Source organism: Staphylococcus delphini (assembly GCF_900636325.1).
Classification (GTDB): domain Bacteria; phylum Bacillota; class Bacilli; order Staphylococcales; family Staphylococcaceae; genus Staphylococcus; species Staphylococcus delphini.
This window is the reverse complement of sequence record NZ_LR134263.1, coordinates 2,389,500-2,407,238: the sequence shown is the minus strand read 5'-3', so window position 1 is coordinate 2,407,238 and position 17,739 is coordinate 2,389,500. Positions and strand designations below refer to the sequence as shown.

Annotated in this window: 15 protein-coding genes; 8 read left to right on the top strand and 7 right to left on the bottom strand. The window is 38.2% G+C overall.

Features of this window, described 5'->3' with window-relative positions; translation table 11 throughout:
• Positions 1–171: 171 nt before the first annotated feature.
• Together EL101_RS11320 and EL101_RS11315 are read right to left on the bottom strand one after the other, a co-directional pair.
• Positions 172–915, bottom strand: coding sequence for a M50 family metallopeptidase (locus EL101_RS11320; RefSeq protein WP_096596583.1), 744 nt, complete (start codon positions 913–915; stop codon positions 172–174).
• A gap of 73 nt (positions 916–988) precedes the next feature.
• Positions 989–1,546, bottom strand: a complete 558-nt coding sequence (locus EL101_RS11315; protein ID WP_096596584.1) for a sugar O-acetyltransferase — start codon at positions 1,544–1,546, stop codon at positions 989–991.
• A 235-nt stretch (positions 1,547–1,781) separates the two neighbouring features.
• Here EL101_RS11315 and tarA point away from each other — a divergent pair, with 235 nt between their 5' ends.
• Positions 1,782–2,603: an N-acetylglucosaminyldiphosphoundecaprenol N-acetyl-beta-D-mannosaminyltransferase TarA gene (tarA, locus tag EL101_RS11310; RefSeq protein ID WP_096596585.1), complete on the top strand. Its 822-nt coding sequence runs from the start codon at positions 1,782–1,784 to the stop codon at positions 2,601–2,603.
• A gap of 865 nt (positions 2,604–3,468) precedes the next feature.
• Here tarA and tagH read toward each other — a convergent pair.
• Complete coding sequence (tagH, locus tag EL101_RS11305) at positions 3,469–4,263, bottom strand: teichoic acids export ABC transporter ATP-binding subunit TagH (RefSeq protein WP_096544055.1); 795 nt, start codon at positions 4,261–4,263, stop codon at positions 3,469–3,471.
• 276 nt (positions 4,264–4,539) lie between these two features.
• Between tagH and EL101_RS11300 the strand changes: the two genes are divergently transcribed.
• From EL101_RS11300 to EL101_RS11285, 4 genes are all read left to right on the top strand, one after another.
• Entirely contained in the window at positions 4,540–5,343 is an 804-nt protein-coding gene (locus EL101_RS11300) for an ABC transporter permease (RefSeq protein WP_096540255.1), read from the top strand.
• 74 nt (positions 5,344–5,417) lie between these two features.
• Positions 5,418–6,509 carry a teichoic acid glycerol-phosphate primase TarB gene (gene tarB / locus EL101_RS11295; protein ID WP_096596586.1) on the top strand — a complete coding sequence of 364 codons (1,092 nt, stop codon included), beginning with the start codon at positions 5,418–5,420 and terminating at the stop codon, positions 6,507–6,509.
• Positions 6,510–6,602: 93 nt separating this feature from the next.
• Positions 6,603–7,001 (top strand): glycerol-3-phosphate cytidylyltransferase, encoded by a 399-nt coding sequence (tagD, locus tag EL101_RS11290; protein ID WP_096596587.1) that lies wholly within the window; start codon positions 6,603–6,605, stop codon positions 6,999–7,001.
• Between the two features lie 369 nt (positions 7,002–7,370).
• Entirely contained in the window at positions 7,371–8,570 is a 1,200-nt protein-coding gene (locus EL101_RS11285; RefSeq protein ID WP_096596588.1) for an MFS transporter, read from the top strand.
• A 368-nt stretch (positions 8,571–8,938) separates the two neighbouring features.
• Here the strand turns inward: EL101_RS11285 and pbp4 are convergent, their stop codons facing one another.
• Positions 8,939–10,216: a penicillin-binding protein PBP4 gene (gene pbp4, locus EL101_RS11280; protein ID WP_096596589.1), complete on the bottom strand. Its 1,278-nt coding sequence runs from the start codon at positions 10,214–10,216 to the stop codon at positions 8,939–8,941.
• Between the two features lie 274 nt (positions 10,217–10,490).
• On the opposite strand from pbp4, the gene EL101_RS11275 reads away from it, so the two are divergent.
• Positions 10,491–12,248 (top strand): ABC transporter ATP-binding protein, encoded by a 1,758-nt coding sequence (locus EL101_RS11275; protein WP_096596590.1) that lies wholly within the window; start codon positions 10,491–10,493, stop codon positions 12,246–12,248.
• Positions 12,249–12,354: 106 nt separating this feature from the next.
• On the opposite strand, the gene EL101_RS11270 is transcribed toward EL101_RS11275, so the two are convergent.
• The 3 genes from EL101_RS11270 to EL101_RS11260 are packed head-to-tail and all read right to left on the bottom strand — an operon-like array spanning position 12,355 to position 14,740.
• Entirely contained in the window at positions 12,355–12,513 is a 159-nt protein-coding gene (locus EL101_RS11270; RefSeq protein ID WP_096596591.1) for a FeoB-associated Cys-rich membrane protein, read from the bottom strand.
• A 12-nt stretch (positions 12,514–12,525) separates the two neighbouring features.
• Entirely contained in the window at positions 12,526–14,511 is a 1,986-nt protein-coding gene (gene feoB, locus EL101_RS11265; protein ID WP_096596592.1) for a ferrous iron transport protein B, read from the bottom strand.
• On the bottom strand, positions 14,504–14,740 hold the full coding sequence (locus EL101_RS11260; RefSeq protein WP_096596593.1) for a FeoA family protein: 237 nt from the start codon (positions 14,738–14,740) through the stop codon (positions 14,504–14,506). Before EL101_RS11260 ends, feoB begins: the two co-directional genes overlap by 8 nt.
• Before the next feature lie 277 nt (positions 14,741–15,017).
• On the opposite strand from EL101_RS11260, the gene EL101_RS11255 reads away from it, so the two are divergent.
• Together EL101_RS11255 and EL101_RS11250 are read left to right on the top strand one after the other, a co-directional pair.
• Positions 15,018–16,244, top strand: a complete 1,227-nt coding sequence (locus tag EL101_RS11255; RefSeq protein WP_096596594.1) for a NupC/NupG family nucleoside CNT transporter — start codon at positions 15,018–15,020, stop codon at positions 16,242–16,244.
• Positions 16,245–16,718: 474 nt separating this feature from the next.
• A complete protein-coding gene (locus EL101_RS11250; RefSeq protein ID WP_096596595.1) occupies positions 16,719–17,552 on the top strand; it encodes a YitT family protein in 834 nt (277 codons plus the stop codon).
• Positions 17,553–17,739 lie beyond the last annotated feature (187 nt).

Here is a 17,739-nt window from a genome sequence, read left to right as displayed (position 1 = left end):
CGGCTCAAATAGGCGAGACTCATGAGGGGTGATGTTAAAGGTAGAGAAACGTCATCTAACTTTAAAAGTGGTTATTGTTTATCGCAGTAGCAGTAGCAGTCTAACATTGGGACATACAAAATTTTTATGTTCTCGCCTTTATTCATTCATAGATTTAAGAATCATCAATAATTAGAGGAGGACATGTTGAATGAAATAATAAATGGCTAACAAGTTCACGACAATCCATAAACTTGAAAAGAAAACAGTAGGCAGTTTTGTCAACATTTTTAACGCTGTCCCGTCCCATTCAGGTTGAGGGCGTGCGAATGTAAGTTGCACAATCGTAATCGTCGACTGAATAATTTCGCCTAACAGTGTCCCAAGTATGAAATGGTAAACGAGCATATAAATGAATGAATAGTTCGTTAAATTTTCAGACTGAATACCTAAATAACCAATCAGTATTAAAAAGGCAATGATAAGTAATGGAACAGCCTTTCTTGACGTTTTCCATGTAAAGTAAATGAACACAAGAATATATAGCATAATAAACAATGCGCCTTGTCCCTTACTTTGAATATACAAACCTAAAATCAACATGATAGGCGACATGAGATAGCCACCTAATGTCGTGATGATATGGCCTGAACGACTTCTACTAGCGGTGACAGCATAACCTTGTTGACCTGTTGCGTTACGTTCACGTCTGGTTGCGACAACGACAAAATCTCGTACACGTCCGCCTGATAAGCGATTAAATAGCACATGGCCGAATTCATGCGTCAAGACTGGAATATAATTCAGCGCAATGTCTAATAATGAAAAAATAGAACGGTATGCATAATGGCGGCTTACGAGGTAGAGGCCTGTGATACATAAAAGTAAAATGAATGAAATAGGGATAGGTGAAGTAATCCACGAATATCCGTGCATAGATGTCAATCCTTTCGCAAAACTTATTTTCCATTATAACGGGTTTATTGCGTCTGAACTATAGACTTAAGTCCTAAAGTGTATCATCCAATTGACGTATCACTTTTGCAGGATTACCGGCGACAATCGTATATGCAGGTACATCACGTGTCACGACGCTCCCTGCAGCAATAGTCGCTCCTTGATGCACTGTGACACCGGGGAGGACGAGCACACCTTCACCGATCCATACATCATCTTCAATGGTAATTTTTTGTCCTTGCTCTATCCCTGTACGACGCTCTACCGGGTCAAGTGGATGATTGACAGTAATCAGTTGTACGTTGGGTCCGATTTTGACGTTATTGCCGATAAAAATAGGAGCAATATCAAGCCATGTGTTGTGCGTATTCACATATACATTGTCACCTAAATGAATATTGTAACCGTAGTCGAAGTAGAACGGTGGCTCGATATAACAATGCTGTTGTACGTGACCTAACATGTGCGTCAAATACTGCTCGCGTTGTGCGATGTCTGTCATTGCATTGTATGTATTGCGAGCTGAAGCGGCTTGTTGACGGTCATGTACGAGTGTCGCATCGCTTGGATAATAAGGTAATTCATTGATCATTTTGTCTTTTTCAGTCATTAGAGCACTTCCTTCCCGTAATGTCGTCTTAATTGATACGCAACGTACCCAAAAAGCGGACATCTAAAATATTAAACACAGTGTATCATCATCTCGGACTTTGGAATGAACTTTCAATAAAAAGTATGATTTAGCTTGATTTTGGTGTAAAATGTGTTAAAGTGACATCAATAAATTGTAAAGACCATGTAAAACAAATTGAATTGAAATTAAATGAAAGATTGAAGGTGAGACTATGGCTAAAGCATTGCCTACTGGTCATCATGAGGGCACTTTTCCTAGTCGTGGCACTACAGTAGAGGAAACATATACGTTTAAAGAGAAAAAAGCGCAAGTCCAAGTGATGGATGTGATGTTTGATAATGTCACATTGATGGACATGCATCAAAATATTTTAAAATATATGCATACTGAAACGAAACATAATTTATTTATTGTGACGGCTAACCCAGAAATCGTCCATTATGCATCAGAAAACCCATTATATGCTCAAATGTTGAAACAAGCAGACTTTATCGTTCCGGATGGGACAGGTATTGTTAAAGCTGCTCGGATATTAGGTCAACCTTTACAAGAACGTGTGCCGGGTATTGAAGTGATGGAGACATGTTTAAATATTGCAGATTTAGAGCGCAAAAAAGTGTTTTTACTTGGCGCGACATCTCCAGTTGTTGAAAAAGCTGCACGACGCATTCAACGTCAGTACCCACATATCGATATCCAAACGCATCACGGATTTATCGATATCACTGATCAAAACGTTATCGAACAAGTGCGTGATTTTAACCCGGACTTTATTTTTGTAGGGATGGGCTATCCGAAGCAAGAACAATGGATTCAACATAACCGCCATCATTTCGACCATACATTGATGATGGGAGTCGGCGGTTCGATCGATGTTTATAGTGGAGAAGTGAAACGCGCACCGTACGTATGGAGAGCGATGAATCTAGAATGGGCTTACCGTGCGTTGACAGATATGAAGCGAATTCACCGTTTGAAAAGAATTCCTAAGTTTGTCGTCGGTGTGTATAAACAAAAATATTTAAAACAATAGCGTTATGATAGAGCGAGTGCAACCCTTAAACGAGGAAATTGAGGGGCCTCGCTCTTTTTGAGTTTAAATAGCCTTTCTCAAAAAATTCCTTGGCAGCACGTATACTTATGGAAATAGCAAAGGGGGACAGCGTGAGGAGGAGCATAACAATCAAATGACAGATAAGAAAAACGAGAATGCCTTCAAAGGGGTTAGAACCTAAATTTTTGCTAGCCTGCTATGGTTATATTTAAATAAGCGAATCTGTAAGTGCCTCTAAGAACATGAGTCCTTTGTGGCGCCTCTCAACTTACATTCCGCCCAATCACTTAGCCCAAAGCAGGTCAAAAACTTTGATCATCACTCTGTCCTTATTCGTATAAACTTGCCCGCATTCCTAGGATTTATCAAAAATGTGATTGCCAAGATGGATGAGACTCTTGAGGGATCACTTTAGCCCAAAGCAGGCCAAAAATTTTGATCATCACTCTGTCCCCATTCGAAAAAACTTACCCGCATTCCTAGGGTTTGTCAAAAATGTGATTGCCAAGATGGATGAGACTCTTGAGGGATCAGCTGAACCGGAAAATCCACCAACGCTTCAACAAATGTGACAGTTTAATCAAAGCGTTGGTTAGTTGTAGGTTCAGCCCCTAAGAACGCGAATCCATCAAAGCAATCCTAATCAATCAGATTCCAAGGATAGGGGGCAAGTTTCTACGCATTATCATTAAACAATCATCAAATTCATCACAAATATATTGAAATTAGGCATATGTTGAAGCGGGATAGGGTAAAAGTTCACTGCATCGATTATGAAACGAATAGATTCATCGTGTCTGATGCAGTGTGTGAGGGTTGAAGTGATTAAGCGTACATGGAAAAGTTATTTGACGACAAAGCGGTTTTCATCTAAAGCTTGACGGAATGCTTTTTGTTCTGCAGTCGATTTTTTCTTGAAATCTTTCAAAAAGGCTTCATATTTAGGAAGGACGTCTTCCACAGAGCCGAAATCTTTAAGTTGTCCTGCTTCAATCCAAGCAATTTTCGTACAAAATTCTTTCACTTGGCGTAAGTTGTGGCTGACAAAGAAGATTGTTTTTTCATCTTCTTTAAATTCATAAATCTTTTTCAAACTCTTTTGGGTAAACGTTTGGTCACCTACAGACAACGCTTCGTCAATGACAAGAATTTCTGGATTGATTGTCGCACTAATGGAAAAGCCGAGTTTCGAACGCATCCCGCTTGAATATTTTTTAACGGGTTGATAAATAAACTCACCTAATTCGCTAAATTCGACAATTTCAGGTGTGAGTGCTTTAATTTCATTTTTTTTGAAACCCATGCACAACATTTTGAACTCAATATTTTCCATACCTGTTAAGTTGCCATTGAGTCCGGCGTTAATTGCGATAACACTGACATCACCAGTTTTATCAATATGCCCATGTGTCGGTGTGAGCGAACCACCAATCATATTGCTCAATGTCGACTTACCGGAGCCATTAATCCCGACTAAACCGATAACATCACCTGCGTAGGCTTGGAATGTGACATCTTTGAGTGCATAAAATGTTTTGTTTTTATGTTTGGGCCATATAGCATCTTTAATACGTTCTTTATTATTACGATAAATACGATATTCTTTAGTCACTTCGTTAATACTGACAGTTGGATTCATCTGTGAACAGTCCTTACATTGATAATATTGAAATGAAATTTGGTTTTTGCTTCCATCATCTTGTGTCTATACATTATAATATATTACTAAGTGGTTGTTAAATTTGTGAAGCTATTGTAAAGTATTATGGATACAATGTATCATTCTACTTAAATCAACTTAGCTTTTCAATTAAAGAATAGGCGATGAGACATACTAGGTCAAATATTAATGCACAATATGACTTTGATGATTGGCTCTAGATGGATTATCCAGCATGTGAAAGCGTGGTAAATTATGAATTCTGTTATTACCGTAATGAAAGAACATTTTAAAAGTTTTTATCTAATTCAGCGGTTAGCACAATTCCAGCTTAAGATTTCAAATCATAATAACTATCTCGGATTTGCTTGGGAGATCATTAATCCTGTGATACAAATTATGGTTTACTGGTTTGTCTTCGGTTTTGGGATCAGAAGTAACCACCCGATTGATGGCGTCCCTTTTATTTATTGGTTGCTCGTCGGTATTAGTATGTGGTTCTTCATTAATCAAGGTATTTTAGAGGGAACAAAATCGATAACCATGAAATATGGACAGGTGGCGAAAATGAATTTCCCACTTTCTATCATTCCGACATATATCGTCACAAGTAAACTGTATGGGCACATGATGCTTGTAGTAGCGATTGTCATTTTATGTACAGTGAGTGGTATTACACCAACGATTTATATTTTGCAACTGTTCATTTATATTCCATTTGCGTTTTGTTTGACGGCATCAGTGACACTCCTAACATCAACATTAGGCGTGCTTGTCCGTGATACGCAAATGGCAATGCAAGCTTTATTAAGGGTTCTTTTCTATGCTTCACCGATTCTTTGGACACCTCCAGCGGGATCGTTAGCAGAAAAGATTTTAATGTTTAACCCTATTTATTTTGTAGCGGAGAGTTACCGTGCAGCGATACTATTTCATGAATGGTACTTTATTACGCATTGGGAACTGGCACTTTACAATGTGTGCGTTACAGCGATGTTATTTATTATTGGTTCGATGTTACATATGCGCTACAGAGATCACTTCGCAGATTTTATGTAATGAGAACAGTCCCTCAATACATTAGATTTGTGTTGAGGGTTTTGTTTTAAATAACATTTTAGGGTGGTGAAGAAATGATGCGTTATTATATCAAAGCATTTTATATTTGTATGGTCGCGTGCTTAAGTCGACTGTACAGTTCGTTACGTATCGATAGAAAACATATTGTCTTTTTAATGACTTTTAAAGAAGATCAATTACCAATTATATATCAACTGAGTCAACGCGGTTTTAACATTACCGTTTTTGCAAAGCCTAAAGATTTTCACTATTTAGAAAATAGAAAACATATTACGTATTATCCTTTGAAACAATCTTCCATTTTAAAGCAGTTAGCCGCATTAGCTACCGCAAAAGTGGTGTTTATTGACACCTATTATTTAATGATGGCAGGCTGGCGCAAAAAAGAAGGCCAAACCGTCATTCAAACGTGGCATGCGGCAGGTGCATTGAAGAAATTTGGTTTAGAAGATCATTCAGTAGATTTGACTCAAAAAGAACATGCTGATCAATATTGTGCAGTGTATCAAGCGACAGATAAATACTTAGTCGGTGGTCAACAGATGGCAGATTGCTTTGAAAAGGCGTTCGGTGCACGTTATGAACAGCTGCTGAGCTTTGGGAGTCCGAGATTAACGACATACCGACGCATCGACCGACAAGCACATCAACAAAAACTGAAAAAACAACTAGGTATTCAAAACAAAGTCGCTGTCTATTTACCGACTTATCGTGAAGGTGGACAAACGAACCGTACGATTGACAAAGAAACATTTGAGATGGCGGTGCCTGGCTACACGTTGTTAAGTAAATATCATCCTACCGTTTCCGCAGCGGCAGAAAATATTAAAATGTGTACGCTTGATCTTGTCATATTGGCAGATTTAATTATTACGGACTACAGTTCTTTAGCGATAGAAGCAAGTATTGTCAATACGCCAACCTTATTTTACGTATACGATGAGGCGGATTATGAAATTGTACGAGGGCTCAACAAGTATTATTATGACATCCCGCAAGAATATAAAGCGTATGACGAGCGCACATTGTATGAACGTATTAACGAAGGACAATTACAACCATTATTCCAAAAATGGCATCAATATAATACAAGTGAAAGCTTAAATCAAGTCGTTAATTATGTAGAAAAACTCGTGCGAATTTAGCGTAAACACTGGATATTTTTAGGAATTGAGAAATGTTTATGCTATAATTCTACAAAATGAAGAAAATATTAAAAATGTTAAGGAGGTGTAAAGATGAAACGTGTCATTACATATGGAACGTATGATCTTTTACACTATGGACATATTGAATTACTAAGACGTGCACGTGAAATGGGGGATTACCTCGTTGTAGCACTCTCAAGTGATGAATTCAACCGCGTTAAAAATAAAAAATCATATTACAACTTTGAACAACGTAAAATGATGCTTGAATCGATTCGTTACGTTGACCTTGTGATTCCTGAAAACGATTGGGGACAAAAAGAAACCGACGTTGAGAAGTATGAAATCGATACTTTTGTAATGGGTCATGACTGGGAAGGCGAATTCGATTTCTTAAAAGATAAATGTGAAGTGATTTACTTGAAACGTACGGAAGGTATTTCTACGACACAAATCAAACAAGAATTATATGGCAAAGACGCAAAATAATATGAATTCAAATGGATCAACAATGCGATGGGATTGCATTCTTGGTCCATTTTTGTTACTCAAAAACTTTAAAACCAAAAGTATCTGAAAATTAAGAAAATACATTGTTCTATACTTATTTGCGTGCTATATTGAGTGTGATGGGGTTGAAATAAGGTTGTTTTATCTTATAACGATATATGACGTTTTAATCTCCAAATCTAAAAGTGAAAGGGTGTTTATGATGAAAACAGTTAAAAATACACCAAAAGTAAAACGATTTTCACACCAGTACAAAGGAAAATTACAAGATAAATCATTTTTTGAAATTTGACCTTAAGCGATATAGCGCTCCTTATTTCAAGAAATGTTTAGACTAAGGAGCATCAGATGACATTTTTTAAAACTTTAAAACAGTATCCGTCTGCGCAAAAATTTTTATGGTTCAGTATCTTCTTTTTCTTTTCAATGTATTTATCAAAAACTGTGCACGCATTGTGGTTTGAAGAAAATCATGCACTCACATCTTTCGGTTTTTCCTATACCATGATGGCTATTGCGGGAAGTTTATCATTTTTCACTGGTAAAATAGGAGATAAAATTTCTCCCAGTTTTGCCTTAAAGCTAGGCGCTATCGTGTATGCTATCGGTCTCGTATTAAGGGTCTTTACACAATCTTTCTTACTCGCGGGGTTCTCTGGTTTCGTCGCTGGGCTAGGTGCCTCTCTTGTCATCATTTCATTGCGCTTTTGGATTTTAACCATTGGCACTAAAGAAGATAGGCCGGCTATCGTTTCTATTAACGAAACTGGCACAAGTATTGGAGTTGCAGTAGGAACAGTGGTAGCAGGCCTGCTTGTTACACTATTTGCACACATCGTCGAACATCCGATGATTTACGTGCTGATTTTAGCGGCAGTGTGTTGTGCTTCAACTACGCTCTTAGTCCCTAAATTCCCTAAAAAAACAAGCGATGAAGTTGAAAAAGAAGCAAAAGAACAGCAAGAAAAGCCTATAAAACAATATAAAGTACTCGTGGTAGGCGTCGTCCTTTTCGGCGTGATCATAGGCTTAGCAGTGAGTTTAATCAGTCCGTTTATGCCTATTATATTGAAAAATCAAGGTCTCCCAGTGTCGCTCATCGGTATTTTTATAGCAGTGAATAGTATAGTTTCAATCGTAGCTTCTCCGTTATTTGCTAGTCAAAAAGTCAACCGCTATAAACATTGGATATTTTTCGGTGGTGAAGTGATTGCAGCGATATTGTTGCTACTCTATTTAACACCACTTTCAAGCTTCGTTATTTTGTTGATTTTAGTAGTAAGATCTTTTTTATACACAGGGTCTTTCATTGCACAGGAGTTAATGGAACTTGAAATGTTTCCACAACAGCATTTAGGATTCTTTTTTGGGCTTTCACAATCTTCTTTCTTCATTGGAGATGCGGTTGGAGGGACATTTGGCGGATATATCTACAGTTTATCTATCACGATGGGGATTCTCATGTGTACAGCATTGTTATTGTTCAATGCAGTGCTCTTTCCAATCTTTTATGTGATGATGTCCAAGTATGGGAAGCGCAAAATTTAGGAGAAGTTGAGGGCTGTGTACTTATAAATGATAGGTCGTCGCATGTACAGAAAAGAAGAACAGGGGTTGAGAGTGATATCTCAGCCCTCGTAGCTCTTGAAATTACGAATCCTTCAGCAAACAACAATCACACTACTTTAAAATAAGGTATGGTGAAAGGACGATACATTTTTGATGTTTTGATATGAAAAAACTTGCCTTCTTTCCCCAATGTTGAGGCAAGATTGCCTTGATGGGTTCGCAAGTCCCCTGGGAACGCGAATCTATCAAGGTAATCATTTTTAATAGATCTGTTCAAAAAAGAGGGCAAGTTTACTCATATTCATTATTTCAATGCATCAAAAAAGTTAAGCCACAAGTTCACAATCTTATTTTCTAAACAAGCGTCTAACAATACGATGTAATATCAGCGCGAGTATTAATACAACGACCACCAATGCGATTGTCGTCAATACTGGAAATGCACGCCAAGTCGATACCACCACAGACTTCGATTCATAAATCAGCGGGTTCTCCACTTTTACAGTAGGGGGACCATCATTTTTCGTAATAAACTTCCGTGAGTAGTCGAGATGCACTGTGCTGTCTTTTACTACAAAATGATAAGGTTCAGCCATGTCTTTCGGTACGACATCGTATAAATCTTCTGTCACATAGTACGATTTCCCATCAATTTTGTGTTTACCTTTAGACAGTACCTTTTTATAGTCATATTGTGAAAACGTATAGTTAATGGCACTCGCACTCATCATGTTACGTTGTTTCTCGCCACCGAGATGTTTATAATCGCCAGCGCCCATAATAATATGAAAAATGCGGAATTTTCCACGTTTTGTCGTTAATGAGTTGTTGTAATCTGCAATGTCACTCGAACCTGTTTTCAATCCATCTGTTCCAGGTAAACTCATGTTGCCACCTTCTAACAGATCGTTAAAGGTATAGTATGTGACACCGTGTTGTGTCGGTGCAATTTGTTTAGTGAAATACAAAATTTTAGGTGTGTCTTTCACAACATGCTGGGCAAGAATGGCATAATCGCGTGCTGAAGATGTTGAAGATGGTTCGTGCTGGTATTTCTTTGGCGCGAATTCCAATAATAAGCGGTTTTCTGCACCAGTAGGATTCACATAGTGGGTGTGCGTCATACCTAGAGATTTGGCAGTGTCATTCATTTTATCGACAAAGTCTGATGTATTATCTGAAACTTGATTGGCTAAAATCAGTGCAGCTGCGTTACTTGAAGCGGAGACTGTAATCTGAAGCAATTCTGCAATGGTGTATGTTTCACCAGGATAAAGTTTCGTATTACTCAACTCTGGTAAGGTGGACATCCGGTAATGTTGGTCAGTGATTTGGACCGTGTCGTTTAAGGATAATTTCTTTTCTTTGACAGCTTGTAACGTTAAGTACATTGTCATGAGTTTGGTCATAGAAGCAGGATACCATTGTTGTTCGCTTTGAAACGTATATAAAATTTGTCCTGTTTGACTGATGTTGATCATGCCTTCAGGTTGATAAGCCCACGAGACAGGGTAACCACTTTGTTGTGCAAGTTCAACCGGTGTGGGTGTATATGCACGTGCAAAAGGTGTTATAATAGTGGAAGCGAAGAATACAACCACAATGGATAATATTATTTTTTTCATATGTATTCCCTCAATCTACAAAACTATAAATGATAAACAACACGATTCATTTTACCACAAAGTTTATCGTTTATAAATGTTAATGCAGACGGATATGATGGGCATGAGAGATGATATGAAACTGAGTTAAGCCGTTGTGGTCACTTTGAGAACAATCTGTTGAAGGGTAAAAGTAGAGGTAATCGTAAATGCGGTAAGACTGCCTTCAGAGTGAATGAAGACTGAGAGGTGTCTTATAGCATCACTATAACGAAAATAAAAGAGGTATGAAGTTATGAAAGCACGCAACCCACTTGTATTTTTATTAAAGAAAATTTCATGGCCAGTTGGATTGATTATCGTGGCCGTGACGATTGCTTCAATAGGTAGTTTGACCGGATTATTAGTGCCTTTGTTTACAGGGCAGGTGGTCGACAAATTTACTTTTGAATCGATTAGTCCTGTATTTATTATTGCACTGGTAGCGGTATTTTTAGTGAATGCCGTGTTAAGTGGTTTCGGTTACTATTTACTTAATAAAATTGGCGAAAAAATTATTTACGCGATTCGTTCTCTTTTGTGGGGCCATATTATCCACTTGAAAATGCCGTTTTTTGATAAAAATGAGAGCGGGCAATTGATGAGTCGTTTAACAGATGATACGAAAGTCATTAATGATTTTATATCACAAAAGTTACCAGGATTTTTCCCCTCGGTGATTACGCTCATTGGGTCATTAATTATGCTGTTCGTCTTGGATTGGCAAATGACACTTCTTACATTTATTACCATTCCAATCTTTATATTAGTAATGGTGCCGCTCGGTAAAATTATGCAAAAAATATCAACGAATACGCAAACTGAAATTGCGAATTTTAGTGGGCTACTCGGGCGTGTATTAACAGAAATGCGTTTAGTGAAAGTGGCCAATACTGAGAAACTAGAATTGGATAAGGCACATAGCAACCTTAAAAAGATTTATGACTTGGGGCTGAAACAAGCGAAAATTGCTGCCGTCGTTCAACCGATTTCAGGGATTATTATGCTGATTACAATTGGTATTATTTTAGGTTTTGGAGGTATGCGTATTGCCTCGGGCGCGATTTCAGCGGGGACACTCGTGGCGATGATTTTTTACGTTTTAAATTTATCGATGCCTTTGATTAACCTTTCTACATTAGTGACGGATTATAAAAAAGCAGTAGGGGCGAGCCAGCGTATTTATGAAATCTTACATGAACCACTTGAAAACATCGACGTACCGAATTTTCAAGATAAGATTCCCACTGGCGACTTGAAATTTGATCATGTCTACTTTGGATATGATGATACGCCAGTCCTTAAAGATGTGTCATTTAATGTATTACGTGGCGAAGTGACCGCTTTTGTAGGGCCTTCTGGTTCGGGTAAAAGTACATTGTTCAGCTTGATTGAACGGATGTATGAGATTGATCAAGGTGGCATTTATTATAATGGTACTTCTATTGATGCGCTATCATTAACAGATTGGCGTAGAAAAATCGGTTACGTCATGCAAAGTAATGCGATGATGAACGGCACGATACGCGATAATATTTTATATGGTGTGGATCGAGAAGTATCTGAAGAAGAATTGATCCATTATGCCAAACTTGCGAACTGTCATGAATTTATTATGGAATTTGAACAAGGTTACGACACCATCGTTGGGGAGCGCGGCTTGAAGCTGTCAGGCGGTCAACGTCAGCGCATCGATATTGCACGAAGCTTTGTGAAAAACCCTGACATTCTGTTATTAGATGAGGCAACCGCAAACTTAGATAGTGAAAGTGAGCGTAAAATCCAAGAAGCATTAGATGTTTTAATGGAAAACCGTACGACCATCGTTATTGCGCACCGTCTCTCTACAATTAAAAAAGCGGGGCAGATTATTTTCTTAGACCATGGCGAAGTGACAGGCAGAGGACGTCATGAAGAATTGATGCAAACCCACACAATGTATCAGCAATTTGTTGAAACTCAAAATTTAACACAGCATCGAGCAGTAACAGAACAAACTGAGACAGAACGATAACGAAAACAAAAAGACTGGGTAGCTGAAACCACTTGAAGCAGTGCGTTTTGGACCCAGTCTTCTTATTGTCAATATATGATGCGTGGCGTAACGCAACACAACACCATCACTGCAAATGTTTCGGTAAACTTTCAGTCGGACAACCTTGATTACTTTCACATGCACTACATTTTCCTTGCTTCGACTTTTTGAAAAATCGAACTATTACCCAAGTTGCATAACCTAATATCAATGCAATTAATAACAAATTAATGAATAATGTCAATTTCAACGCCTCCTATATAAAGTACGAACCGATTTGATAGACTAACAATGACAACACATATGCAATGACAAAGGGATATGTCACAGCAAGCATCGTCCATTTCCATGAAGGGGTTTCTTTACGTATCGCAGCCACTGTCGCAAGGCATGGGGTGTAAAGTAAAATAAACACCATGAATGAATAGGCAGAGAGTGCTGTGAAATGTGTTGATACAGTAGCGACGAGACTCTCTTCGCTAACCGCAAAAATAATGGCCATGGAACTAATGATAACTTCTTTCGCTAAAAATCCAGGAATGAGTGTCGCAGCGGTTTGCCATGAACTGAATCCAAGTGGTGTGATCAGTGGCGCAATAGTCGCACCAATCATGTGTAAGAAACTTTGATCGATAGGGACATCAATACCAGATGGTCCTGTGTAATTGAGCAACCAAATCACAACAGAACCTGCAAAAATAAATGTGCCTGCTTTTTTAACAAATCCTTTTCCTTTTTCCCAAGTGCTACGCCATAATGTTTTAATTGAAGGTAATCGATATGGCGGTAACTCTATGACAAAAATGGACGTATCTTTTTTTAGCACTGTTTTAGAGAGTAACCAGCTTACGAGTAGCGCGACAACAATACCTAATACGTATAGACTTAACACGACAAGTGCTTGATGTTGTGCGAAGAAAATGGCTACGAACAAACCATATACTGGAAGACGTGCAGAACATGACATGAACGGTGCGATTAAAATGGTCGTCAGCCGTTCTTTTTCTTCTTCGATACTGCGAGCCGCCATAATACCTGGCACGTTACAACCGAAACCGATAATCATCGGAATAAATGACTTGCCGTTAAGGCCGAATTTTTCCATCATCCGGTCCATAATCACTGCAATACGCGCCATGTAACCTGAATCTTCTAATAATGAAATGAAGAAAAACAGCACTAAAATTTGTGGAATGAATACGAGTACACCGCCGACGCCCGCAATAATACCATCTGTCACCAAGTCTTGAAGTGCCGGATAAATACCGAGTTTATTCATGATATTGACCGTTTGATCGGTTAAAGGGCCTCCGAAAAATGCGTCCAACTGATCAGAAAGCGGTGTCCCAATCCAAGTAAACGTAATTTGAAAGATGAGCCACATCATTCCTAAAAAGATAGGGATCCCCAGTATTTTATGTGTGAGCAACGCATCGATCCGTTCAGTCAAATGTTGACGCTCTGCATCTGGATAAGTCACGACTTCAGCAAGCATAGTATCGATATACTGTTGACGACATTTCAAAATATGTTGTTCAAGGTCGATCGTATTGAACTGTGCCGTCAATATTTCAAACTGTTGTAGCGTTTCTTCATCCAAATAGCGCAACACAGCTGGGTTATTAAGCAAATATTGAATAGCCAAAAAACGGTAATGGCGCTGTGCTAATGGAAGTGTCGAGGGTAACGCTTTGACAAGTTGTGTTAATAAATTTTCAACGGCATCACCGTAATGAATTTTTAAAGGTCGTTGTCTTGAAACATGACGGTCAGCAAGCGCATTGAGCACTTCATCGCTCCCTTTACCGGTACGTGCGATAATAGGAATAATCGGGATATGCAATTGACGCATTAAACGTTGGTGGTCAATCCGGATGCCGCGTTTATTTGCCACGTCAATCATGTTCAGACCGATGAGCATTGGCGCGCCATATTCTAGCAATTGCACAGTTAAATTAAAATTGCGTTTAATTTGGGCCGCATCGATAATGTTGATCATACCGTCGAATTTTTCATGCAGTAAATAATCTGTTACGACAGTTTCATCACGGGAAATGGGTACTAAGTCGTAAATCCCTGGTAAGTCGATTAAATGACCGAAATTTTTCTTAAGTTGACCGACCTTTTTGTCTACTGTGACACCGCTCCAGTTTCCGACATATTCATATGAGCCGGTTAAAGCGTTGAAAAGAGACGTTTTTCCTACGTTCGGATTCCCTAAAATACAATATGCATTACTCATAAGCATGCTCCAATCTAATTTCGCAAGCATCACAGTTACGAATACAAATATGTTGACCGTTCACTTTTAATGTACAAGGTCCTTTGAATAATCCTTTTTGATGGACAGAAATTTGACATCCTTCTACACAACCTAGGGCTCGTAAACGATGCTTTAAATGGACATTGTCTGTATCTAATCCTTTGACACGATATTGTTTTCCAATCTCAGCATTTCCAATATGTAACATACGCACACCTACTTATCGTTAATGATAATCATTTTCACTTAATTATAGAATAAGCCGGTTTTCGTTTGTAGGCAATAACTTTTTAGTACCAAATGTGAAAAAATATCGAATTTCAATCGAAACATTTCACAGTGCCAAATTAAAAAATGAATTAAATCGTATCGTGTTTAGATGAATTGAACTTAAATGATACTGAAAAAAATATATTCTCAGTATGTAAACGTCGTGGTATACTAATGGTGTTAAAAAACAGTTGAAAGGTAAGAGGTATCTCTTTATGTATTTGATTATTAACATTATTGGATTGTTTGTCTTTTTAGGGGTTGCATTTTTATTCTCACGTGACCGTAAAAACATTCAATGGGCTTCTATTGCGACGCTTGTTGTCCTTAACTTGATTTTGGCATGGTTCTTTGTATATTTCCCAGCTGGTACGCTCGCCGTTAAAAAAGCAGCGGAGGGGATTTCTTGGGTCATTGATGCATCGTTTGCAGGGATTGGCTTTGCATTCCATAGCTTCACAGCGCCAAAACAATTGGACATGGCAGTAGCAGCGTTATTCCCAATTTTATTAGTTGTGCCACTTTTTGATATCTTGATGTATTTACGTATTTTGCCATGGATTATGCGCGGAATTGGTTGGGTACTTGCAAAAATTACACGTCAGCCTAAATTCGAGGCATTCTTCGGTATTGAAATGATGTTCTTAGGAAACACTGAAGCACTCGCGGTTTCAAGTGAACAATTAAAACGTATGAAAGAAACACGTGTACTGACTTTAGCGATGATGTCGATGAGTTCGGTATCTGGGGCGATTGTTGGGGCTTATGTGACAATGATTCCAGGTGAATTAGTATTGACAGCGATTCCGTTAAACATTGTCAACGCGATGATCGTTGCTTCTATTTTAAACCCTGTAAAAGTTGAAGTAGACGAAGATGTGATTTACGATTTACGCGCAAATGAAGCACGTCAACCATTCTTCTCATTCCTTGGTGACTCTGTGTTGAATGCTGGTAAATTAGTACTCATCATTATCGCTTTCGTTATCAGTTTCGTTGCATTAGCAGAATTAGCAGACCGTTTAATTCACTTAGTAACTGGTGGTATTGGTCACTTATTCAATGCAAAAGGTAGCTTCGGTCTTGACCAAATTTTAGGTGTATTCATGTATCCATTCGCATTGTTACTTGGTTTACCATTAGATGAGGCATGGTTAGTTGCACAAAATATGGCGAAGAAAATTGTAACGAATGAATTTGTTGTTATGGGTCAAATCGCAGGAGAAGTGAATGATTACGCACCTCACCGTCGTGCAGTCATTTCAACATTCTTAATTTCATTTGCAAACTTCTCAACAATCGGTATGATTATCGGTACGTTAAAAGGTATTGTGAATGAAAAAACATCTGACTTTGTATCTAAATATGTACCAATGATGTTATTAGCAGGTATTTTAGTATCATTATTAACAGCTGGTTTTGTAGGTTTATTCGCGTGGTAAAATCAACCGCCTGTGAATAAATCACAACGTTTTTGAATATAGGAACGAGGGGCTTGGACTAAACGATGTCTGAGCCTCTTTCTTATTTTTGCAAGACACTTTCTATGACATGCGTGAGAAGAAGTATGCATAAAAATAGAGCAGCCCAGCTGATGCTGAACTGCCTTAGACGGGAAATGAATAATTTTGATTGATATTCGAGCATGATATCAATCTCGAGCAAAAAATCTCTTGTACTATAAAAAAACACAAAGGAGATGGCCTCTTGTTGACTAGATGACTAGCAACAAATAAGGTAGTTTCTATTATACACACATTCTCGTCAAAAGTAAACAAAATATTCAGAAATTTAAAATTTTATTTTGCGGCTGCTGAAAAGAGTCGTCACTCAAGGGGTTCGCTTTGTCACAAAGTTGTGATAGTATGGCTTATGACGAGTTAGAAATGATATAAAAGAATGGGAGGAATCATTGGGTGAGCAGAACAATAAGAGATTTGTTATTAGTTATCGTTGGCGCATTTATTTTTTCAGCGGGGGTCAATGCATTTGTCATCGCCGGTGATCTCGGTGAAGGTGGCGTGACAGGTCTTGCTATCGTACTTTATTATGCGTTTCACTGGTCGCCTGCCATTATTAACTTTGTCGTTAATGCGGTATTGATTGCGATTGGTTACAAGTTTTTAAGTAAAAGAAGTATGTATTTAACGATTGTGGCTACAATTTTAATTTCTGTATTTTTAAGTTTAACGCATACTTGGCAAGTCAAATCAGATGATATCATTATTAATGCTGTGTTCGGTGGATTTTCAGTCGGTTTAGGTATTGGCATTATCGTTTTAGCCGGTGGTACGACAGCTGGAACGACCATTTTGGCACGTATTGCGAATAAGTATTTAGACGTTAGTACGCCTTATGCATTGCTCTTTTTTGACTTAATTGTCGTCTTGATTTCATTGACAGTGATTCCGTTAGATCGCGCGCTGTTAACCGTAATCAGTTTATATATCGGTACAAAAGTGATGGATTTCGTTATTGAAGGGTTAAATCCTAAAAAGGCAGTGACGATTATTTCAAAAGAACCTGACCGTATCGCTAAAATGATTGATGAAGATATCGGTAGAGGTGTGACGATTTTAAATGGGCGCGGTTATTTCTCCAAACAAGAAACAGACGTGCTTTATGCCGTGATTAGTAAAACGCAATTGTCACGGACGAAGCGGTTAATTCGTAAAATTGATCATAGTGCGTTCGTGGTCGTGCATGACGTGCGTGACGTCTATGGCAATGGCTTTTTAGTAGAAGATTAAAAGTAAAATGAAGGGCTGGGCATTCAATGTCTTAGCTCTTTTTTTGTGCGATTTGGCTAAAGAGAAGTTTAAAAGTGTTTTTTGACTACGCGTGAATCAAAATATTTAGATGCATGCGTATACATTAGAGGATGGATGAAGTCCAATTGAGACTATTTTGAGTTAGAAATTTTTGATAAATGATGAT